Genomic DNA, 8,476 nt, shown 5'->3' with positions numbered 1-8,476 from the left:
CTGCTGGACCGCGTTACCCATCACTGCCACATCGTCGAAACGGGCAATGAATCGTGGCGCTTCAGGACCAGTTCTGCCAAGGCGAAGACAACGAGCAAGAGAGCAGCAAAACCAGCAGGCAACGAAGAGTTATCCACACCGCAATAGATGTACTAGGCTATCTCGGGGTGGGTCAGATTCGGATGAAAACGGTGGGTTAAGACTGCGTGAAAATCAACACTGCGCCCCACGTGGCATCAGCCTCGTCAATCACGTGCCGCAATTCTGCGTCGGCAAGGTCCGTGTAGTGCGACGCAGTCACTACTGCTTGGCACAAGATGCAGATCGCAACATTCAGCAGACCCGCAGTTAGTTCTTCGGGCGCTTCAAAGTGGTAGCGGAGTTCAAAGCGGCTCGCGTGGCGCGCCAGCAACGTGGTTAGTTGATTGTGTGTGAACGAGCAAAAGACGCGGTAAGCCACGTATGTGGGCAAAATGTTTGCTTGTTTAAATCGTTGATACACGTCGAGCTTGCCGTAGCCCTTGGTTTCAAGTTCTTCGCGTACTGGCTCGGCGTCTGCTTTCCACTTAGCCAACGTCTTCTGTGCCTCGGCGTTATCCTGCATTTCCGGATTTGCAGCATACTCCGTGAACAAGACTACATCGGCACGAGCGTTGTCGTACCGGATCTGGTTGACAAACTCGGGATCTTTGACAAGATTCAAGAGGTTCGCATACCCCTCTAACATGGAGCGCACCATAACCGGTGCATGAGACGAGAAGCCCCCCTTTATCAGGTGCAATGTTGCTGCAAACTGTTCAGCGATAGTCAGACACAGCGTCGCAGCAACACGATGTTCGCCGGCATCTTGTACGTTCGCCCGCAGGAGAAGCGCATCCAGCTTTTGCTTTATATCGTCTGCGGCCGCAAGCATTGCCGGTATGTTCGCCATGCTTTCCTCCATCGGGGACGAGTGCCCATTCAGCGTCGAATGTACACCACCTTTTCATCATTCAGCACGGCTTTCCAAATGACCCGTAATGGCCGGGAGCTCCCTCCGACAATCGCGCACAACTGACCGGACAGCGAACATCGAACAGTCTCGGTCGGGCCGCTGGCACACTCGGGCCCCCAGCACCGCGACGGTCAGCAACTTCATCTCAAGACGCCGGGTGCCCGATCGGTTCGAGGATTTGCTTGATGCTCGCATCGGCTATGGAGGTGGCGCATGTCCACGCGGGTCCGGTACGATACCGCTCAGCCGCACATCCTACTTCACATTATTTGCGCCTCCCAAGCGCTCAACGTCTTTACGCAACTCCTCCGCACACGTGTTCGTAAGCTGGCATTTGTTGACTGGAACCCATGGGCCATCAGGCATCTTCTTGTCTAGCCAATACAACGACACGATCCCTGCGTAATAGCTCCCCGGCACACCGGTAAATACAATCTGCTCACCGTCCTTTGGGATCCCGTCGTATATCGTTACGGCAGTCCCACTCTCGGGAGTGAGCGTGACCAACGTCCTACCGGACGCTCGGCATGAAACACCTACGATCGCATTGGTATACGAATCTCGCTCGCCATCCCCATATGCCTTCTTGATGGAAACGCCACCCGGGCGCTTGCAACGCTCGGGCCAGAGAGTAACGCTCACGCCTTCGGCCGATCGTCCTTTGTCAACATTCGGAGGGATGTAAAACGTCAAACCGACCCCGATAAGTTTGTCGTCGGCCATCGGGGCTACGCGGTCCTGAGTCCATGCCCATGCGTTGGCCAAGCCGGGCTTGATAAAAGTGGTTAGCGCATCGTTGTAGGTTGCAGCCAGGACGCCGCCAGTCGAGGCCACAATGGCTACCACGGCCTTACTCGACATCTCTCGCCACCAAGCGCGTTTGGGCTGAATCTCAGTTGCCGGATCTTCATGGCTCACGCTCCTTTTTGTTCGAGTCATAGAATTCCCTCTTCGGTTGCGATCTGGTCAACAATCATGTCAGAAGCTGTCCGCAGATCGCGCGTCTCGCTCCTGTCCGAGCGACGCCGACAGTTTGATCGCTCGAAACCGCTCACGCAGCCGGTACGACTGCAGCTTGCACCCGAGGTATCCACCCGGACGCCGCCCGAGCGCACCGATTTCCACCAACTCGCGGGCGGCCAGCATTGCTTGCCGGGTCGACAGTCCTACACGATCGGCCAGATCGCCGATCGACAACGGCCGCCATACTGTAAAGCTGAGCAACGGGACTGCCAGCAGGGCCAACTTAAACGCAGCGTCGGACGCGCCGCTCTGGCTCACTTCGGTCAGGAAGGCCTGCTCGAGCGGGGACAGTTGGGCGAGGGAACTGCTTTCGAGATCGATTCGCGATCGCATCTTCATTGGATTCGTTATCTATCCAGTGGACCGGGCGCACCGCCGCGGTCCCATTGTCAGACCTTGCCAAGCTGACTGTCTGGCAGCGGCGACTGCCTTTCCGAGGCCACGAATCGACACAGGCGGTCCCACGCTTCCTGATAACGGTACTTCGGCGCATAGCTGATCAAGCGGTCAAAGCCGAGCAGTACGTGCTCGATCGCCGACACGATCTCGTCCGACAGTTGCCAACCGAGCCCCTGAGCCGCTGCTTCGATGCTGGTTTCCAGCGACGACTCGACGTCGAGCAACGTGGCGACATCCGTCACCGGTTCAGTTCTTTCCGACAGGAACCACGTCATGTACAGCACGCGCAGGAGCGAGACCATCGCGTCCTTGTTCCCTTGGCCCGACTTGAGCACGGCCAGCATCAGATGATTTTCCAACGAGAGCTTGCGTACGGCGCTCGCCGACATCGGCAACAGCATCTCCTTGGTCAGCGGCGTGCGGCCTCGGTTCTTTCGCGACATGATGTGTGGGCACGCAGTCGTGTTTCGAAGTTCGGTGATTCGATTTATGGTGATCGGGCTACAGCGCACCAGCATGCGCCTGCAACTCCTGCGCGATGAACGCCGCAGCCGTCTGGTTGTACGCGTAAGGTGTCCCTGCAACCAAGCTCAGGCCCGTAGCCTGACTTGCGCCGGTGTAGTTCGCCGGATAAACGCTGCCGCCCAGTTGCGCGTAGGCCGGTTCCGGCGCGCCGGTCATGCCGGTCAGATAGGTCGCGTCGCCGAGCGTCGCGATCGTACCGCCGTACTGCTGCTGCAGTTGGGCGAGTGTTTGACTGATAGGATTGCCCGATTGCACCGTCAGCAGCGGCTGCAGCGCGGTCACCTGCGTCGTATAGCGAACCGAGCCGGCCGGCATCGCCGAGGTATCCGCTGCGAGCGTGTGTGCGACGCCACCGTTCGCGTCGACCGCGACGGCAGACACGGCCTGGCCCGACACATCCGTCGATGTCAGTGTCGCCTGCAGAATCGCCGGTGAACCGCCCACCCCGTACGTAAAGGCGTTCGCACTTTGCTGATCAATCTGGATGTCGTTGCCGAGACCCAGCGTACTGTAATCGCCTTGCGTGGTCACGAGCGTCATGCGCGTCGTCGTCATACTGTACTGACCGATCACGTTGCTCGTCTGCTCGCTGAACACCGAACTCGACGCGCTTGTCGTGTAAAGCTGCGCTCTCGCGACGCCCGTGTATTGTGACGACGCGTTCAAGCTGCTGGCGAAACTGAAGTAACCGCTGCCACCCGATTGCAGGAATACGCTCGAGACGACACCACCGTTCGTTGCGGACGAACCCGAACCGGAGGAGCCGGTATTTGACGAAGGCGCCGGCCCGTTGCCGGTGTCGCCGCCACCACCACATCCGGCGAGCACGAGCCCCGCGAGCACCAAAGCGACGGCGAGGAGATTTTGCTTGGAATGAAACATCGTCTTGTTCTCCGATGGTGTTCAGTACTGATACGTCAATTGGAAACCCACGGTCGCACGGGCCGTCGGGTAGTGCGCAGGGGCATACAGTGGTGTGCCGATGAATAGGTCGTAGCTGAGAGCACCTGCGACGCCCGATTTGCCGCCACGCACGCCGAGCGCGATCCCGGCCAACTGGTTGCCGAGCAACGCGGCGACGCTCGGACCCCACACATGACCGTAGTCGAGACCGAGGTACACCGCCTGACCGGTCGCGCCGATCGGCAGCTCAAGATCGTTACGCCAATAGAAACCCTTCTCGGCTGAGAGCAGGTATTCGCCGTCGAAACCGCGTACGCTATAGAAACTTCCCAGTGACAGGTCGTCGATATAGAACAGGTGATCGGGCGTGTATTGGCCGTGGAACGTACTCGCATAACGCAGCGGCACCGATCCGATCTGGAACGGCATCGACAGCGACGCATCGAGCACGGCCATCTTGTACAGGTATGTCTGGTCGAACTGCGCGCCCGTGAACGGATCGTGAAGTTCTCCCTGCGCACCGAACCATGGCACGCCTTGCCGATACGCAAGCGTCGCGTCCAGCTGTGCCTGACCGAGATACTGTCGACGGACTAGCCCCAGTTCGAGGAACGTATTGTTGCGGTGCTGGCCCGAGATCTCGGTGTCTTCAATGAAGCTTCGGCCAAAGCGGCGCGAAAGCTGCACTTCGACGCTTGTCTTGCTGAACTGATCCCGATACAGCAGGCGGTCGGCGCGCAACGAGAGTGTTCGTGTCTGACCGCTCGCCAGGAATGTCTGGTTGGCGCCGGCGATGTGCTGAAAATAGTTGCTCGTATTGCCCGACAGCGAGAAGGTCCAGTTGCCCCACGGGACCGAGTAGTACGTGTTGAACCCGTGTGTGCCCATGTTCTTGTCGGTGAACAGCATGTCGTTCGACACGCCGACACTGAACAGGTCATTCAGGCCCAGTGGATTGTCGTATCCGAAAGTCGCAGAACCTTGCAGCTTGCCCGTCTCATGCGTTCCGGAGTTATCGAGGCCAAGTACAAATTTCCAGGGCCGCGATCGTTTGACTGCGATGACGACGTCGCTTTCTCCGACTTGTGCGGCCGGCTCGATCTTCATGTCGGCGTCCTGGCTCGGCACGCGCTTCATCTGCTCGAGGCCTTGTTCGAGATCGCGCAGGTTCAGCAGGTCGCCGGCGCGATTCGGGAATGCCGATTTCCACGTACCGCGCGTCGACGGATCGGCGAAGCGAATGTCGTGCACCGTGCCGGGCAGCAGTTCGAAGTGCAGCATGCCCGTGGAAAGGTCTTGATCAGGGACCAGCACGCGGGTCGTGATGTAACCTCGCGACAGGATCTGCGCGAGCACGCCCTTGCGAAGCAGTTCGACGCCGCGCTGGCCGGCGCATTGTCCGACGTAGCGATTCAGCCACCGGCGCGCGAACGCAAACTGGTCGGAGCGAGAGGTCGGATCATTCAGCGCCCGCGCCGCTGACGGCAGCGACGTCGGCACATTCAGTTCGATGCGCTGAAGCGCGAAACACGGCGTCTCGCTCGGCAGCGTATCTGGAATTGCCTCTTCCTTCTGCTGCAGTCGCACCGATGGCGCACTCAATGCACGCTCACGCTCTTGCGCCTGCTCGCGCTGCTGCTGCAGTTGTTCTTGAACGGCACCGGCGCGATTGACAGCGGCTCCGGCGCCTTCAGGTGCAGTCTGTGCAAGGCACGCAAGCGGCAACATCAGGCCAGCATAGGCCAGCGGCCAAAGAGTCGAGCGTATGGTCATTTTTTGTTAGAGATCCTTCCCGGTTCGGCGCATATCGATTTGTTCAAGCTCTCGCGTTACCAGCAAATGCTCGATAGATGTCGTTGGACAGACTTCCAAAGCCGAACTGAATAGACGTTCGGCAATTTTTTCGGAATGGCGCGCAACGTACGACTCGCCAATCGACGTCAGTGCCTCGCATTGTCGATCCTTGAGTTTGGCGGGATCGCCAGATGCCGTTGCTGCCCTCAACTGCGTTTCGTTTATCTCGCCGAGCGCGAACTGGATCAGTGGATAAGGCCACTCGTTTCGGCCCAGCTTGTCCTTGGCGCTCTCCAAGGCATCACGGTCGTCGACGTTGAGGCGTTTCGCCGCCATGTGTCTCCACAACAGCACATACGCGATGTATGGACCATCGCTGGTACTGCGCTTCAGGGAGAGCCACCTATCCGCGTCGCTAATTACCGCCTCGAATTCGCCCTGATAAAACCAGAATTGCATGCGTAAATGCAGGAGACCTGGATCGTCAGGCTCGATGCGACTGGCAGCTTCATATTCACTGAGCGCGTCACCATCGCGCCCCACCTTCGTTAATACATCTGCGCGGAATATGTGTGCCTCAACCGAGTTGGGGGCAATGCGTAGGATCTCACCGTATTCGTCGAGGGACGCTTGAGGCTGCCCGGCATTTTCCAGAACCAATGCAAGTGACCAACGGGCGTCAAGCCTCTCGGGCGCAAGCTGAACCGCAGTTGCGAAATCCACGAGTGCCTTGCCGATATTGCCCTCGTGCCGGTAGGCGATGCCGCGCATCCGGTAAATGTCGGCGCGTTGGGGGGCGAGATAAATCGATCGAGAAAAGGCCAAAATCGCCTGCTCGTTCTTGCCCGCCAACGTGTAGGAAATCCCCGCAAGATTGTAGAGAATCGGATTCGTTGAAATTTTACGAGCTGCTTCAAGGTACGCGTCCCCCGCCTTTCCATGCTCATCTGCCGTGCTCCATGCGTCCGCTCGGCGAATGAGAGCCGCCACTTCATCGCGCTCACGCGCTTGAGCTTGTTCGCGTTGCTGTTGCTTTTTATCCTGAACCGCTCCCGCTCGACTCGCGGCGTAATCAAGAGACAACGTTTGGGCGAAGCATGCAAATGGCAGCATCAACCCCATGCATGCCATCTTAGATAATGTCGTGCGTGTAATCATTTTCTTGTTATGGCGGCTCGAAATTAAAGCTGCGGCGCTAAGTGCCCTTTGATCCAGACCCACTGCGTCCCGTCCCAGTGCCAATACCCACCGATCCAAACGAAACCTGGCAGATGCGTGGGCTGGGGTTCGTCCAGCGGCGCGGGTTTCGGCGGAGCACCAGGTGGCGCCGTCTCGCATCCGCTCAAGATGATCGCAACGCAGCAGCAGACAAACGCACGGCAGGCCGTATTCCAACGAAAATTGCACGCGAGATTGACGAAACTCCCCTCACGTGGACTAGCAATCTCCGAAGCTGAGTGACGGGTTCTGGTCATAGATCGAGGTTTCGATGAATACGTCCGTTTCAACGGGTCGGCAACAAGCTTTCGTCAAAGTTGGACGTTGCTTCCCGATGGATGATGGTCTGCGCGTCGAATGGACGTTACGTCGGTGCGCTTCGCGAAGTCTGCTCAATCACAACTGAGCTGAAGTACGTTTCCTCAATCGACTACGTACTCAAGAAGACGCCCGCGACCAACGCAGCCAATCCCGCGTACCATGCCCGCATCAAGGCACGCCCAGCCGAGTGTCGTTTGGCGTAGACCAAAACATAGAAAGGCATGACGAAACACATGATTCCGCTAACCGGGTTGCCTGCAAAAGCATGTATCCCGATCAAGATCTGGGAAAGCAAAACCACCGCCATACCACCAATGATCAGAATCGCTCCGACTGAATGTGCCATCTTAGTAACCGCTTTTCAGCGCCTCCAACGAAACAATTCGATCGAACTCGGGCCAGTCTTCACGCACGCGCGCAAGAGTGCCACGCACGTACTCGTCCGGAACATACGGCGCTTGCGGTTCAGGTAGCCGGTCAAAAGGTGCGTCCATCAACGGGTGGTTGAGCACCGGGTTTTGCAAGCCAATCAATTCTCGCAAACGAAACAAGAACAGGATTTCGACGGGAGTACGGGGAAATTCCGAACAGTCGTATTGCGTGTTTTCGCTGTCCCGCTTCGACTCGTGGGTGTGCCGATCGCAAGCGGCCAGCAGCCACGGTGTCAGCACATCGGGATCAGGATTACGCCACCGCTCAAGAATGCCCTCATAGATAGGTTCGTCGTTGGCAAACGGCGGCCACGTATGGCTCACGTCGCCACGCCAGTCTGCAAAGACTCGCAGCATGAACGCATGAAGACGACGATGGTGCTGCTCATACGACAGCTGCAACTGGTAGGTTCGATTTAGCACCGCATGGGTGAGATACCCCTGATAGATGCCTTCGTCAATTCGACCAAGAACGAAGTACATCGCCATCATTTCCGACGTGAGCTCCCAGCTCATCATGCGCAACGGCCGCGGATGATCTGCAAACACCGTTCGGAACTTAATATGCCAAAAAAAATCGAGCCGAACGCCCACGTCAACATAACCCAGCGCATCGACCGCAGCGAGCTCCCAAAGCTCTCCCTTCAGGGCCTGTGCCATGGCCTTACGAAACCTCCGAATACCCACCCCGATATACGAGCCGCCAGGGGGAACTCTGTTCGTATTCGTTACATCGGCACGCGCGTTGTATTCAATCGCCTTCTCAAACGGCCACGGTGTGGCCTTCTCGAACCAATTGATCACCGCCTTGCGGCTAATCCAGCGGGGCGCAATACCCAACGGGGAGAGATTGCTCAATTCAGTCATA

10 protein-coding genes are annotated in these 8,476 nt (G+C 58.0%); 1 reads left to right on the top strand and 9 read right to left on the bottom strand.

Translation table 11 applies throughout. The features are described 5' to 3' along the window. A partial coding sequence (locus B7G54_RS24395; RefSeq protein WP_244289410.1) for an ATP-binding protein occupies positions 1 to 147 on the top strand: 147 nt, incomplete at its 5' end. A 49-nt stretch (positions 148 to 196) separates the two neighbouring features. Here B7G54_RS24395 and B7G54_RS24390 read toward each other — a convergent pair. The 9 genes from B7G54_RS24390 to B7G54_RS38260 all read right to left on the bottom strand — a co-directional run bounded on the left by B7G54_RS24390 (position 197) and on the right by B7G54_RS38260 (position 8,475). Then, the gene (locus B7G54_RS24390; RefSeq protein WP_133059210.1) at positions 197 to 931 is read right to left on the bottom strand and encodes a DUF5677 domain-containing protein; all 735 of its coding nucleotides are present in this window, start codon (positions 929 to 931) and stop codon (positions 197 to 199) included. 318 nt (positions 932 to 1,249) lie between these two features. Next, positions 1,250 to 1,912: a hypothetical protein gene (locus tag B7G54_RS38740; RefSeq protein WP_133059209.1), complete on the bottom strand. Its 663-nt coding sequence runs from the start codon at positions 1,910 to 1,912 to the stop codon at positions 1,250 to 1,252. A gap of 60 nt (positions 1,913 to 1,972) precedes the next feature. Then, positions 1,973 to 2,356: a hypothetical protein gene (locus tag B7G54_RS24385; RefSeq protein WP_085041390.1), complete on the bottom strand. Its 384-nt coding sequence runs from the start codon at positions 2,354 to 2,356 to the stop codon at positions 1,973 to 1,975. Positions 2,357 to 2,406: 50 nt separating this feature from the next. Further along, positions 2,407 to 2,859 (bottom strand): hypothetical protein, encoded by a 453-nt coding sequence (locus B7G54_RS24380; RefSeq protein WP_085041389.1) that lies wholly within the window; start codon positions 2,857 to 2,859, stop codon positions 2,407 to 2,409. A 58-nt stretch (positions 2,860 to 2,917) separates the two neighbouring features. Next, entirely contained in the window at positions 2,918 to 3,823 is a 906-nt protein-coding gene (locus tag B7G54_RS24375) for a hypothetical protein (protein ID WP_085041388.1), read from the bottom strand. A gap of 21 nt (positions 3,824 to 3,844) precedes the next feature. After that, complete coding sequence (locus B7G54_RS24370; protein WP_085041387.1) at positions 3,845 to 5,617, bottom strand: ShlB/FhaC/HecB family hemolysin secretion/activation protein; 1,773 nt, start codon at positions 5,615 to 5,617, stop codon at positions 3,845 to 3,847. A gap of 6 nt (positions 5,618 to 5,623) precedes the next feature. Continuing rightward, positions 5,624 to 6,760 carry a tetratricopeptide repeat protein gene (locus tag B7G54_RS24365; protein ID WP_165765612.1) on the bottom strand — a complete coding sequence of 379 codons (1,137 nt, stop codon included), beginning with the start codon at positions 6,758 to 6,760 and terminating at the stop codon, positions 5,624 to 5,626. Positions 6,761 to 6,819: 59 nt separating this feature from the next. Then, the gene (locus B7G54_RS24360; protein ID WP_085041385.1) at positions 6,820 to 7,113 is read right to left on the bottom strand and encodes a YXWGXW repeat-containing protein; all 294 of its coding nucleotides are present in this window, start codon (positions 7,111 to 7,113) and stop codon (positions 6,820 to 6,822) included. Positions 7,114 to 7,524: 411 nt separating this feature from the next. Continuing rightward, positions 7,525 to 8,475, bottom strand: a complete 951-nt coding sequence (locus tag B7G54_RS38260) for a hypothetical protein (RefSeq protein ID WP_106409015.1) — start codon at positions 8,473 to 8,475, stop codon at positions 7,525 to 7,527. Between the last annotated feature and the right edge of the window lies 1 nt (position 8,476).

Origin of the sequence: Burkholderia puraquae (genome assembly GCF_002099195.1) — a bacterium.
Taxonomy (GTDB): Bacteria; Pseudomonadota; Gammaproteobacteria; order Burkholderiales; family Burkholderiaceae; genus Burkholderia; species Burkholderia puraquae.
The sequence above is the reverse complement of the archived record's forward strand: the minus strand, read 5'-3'. Positions and strand labels throughout refer to the sequence as shown.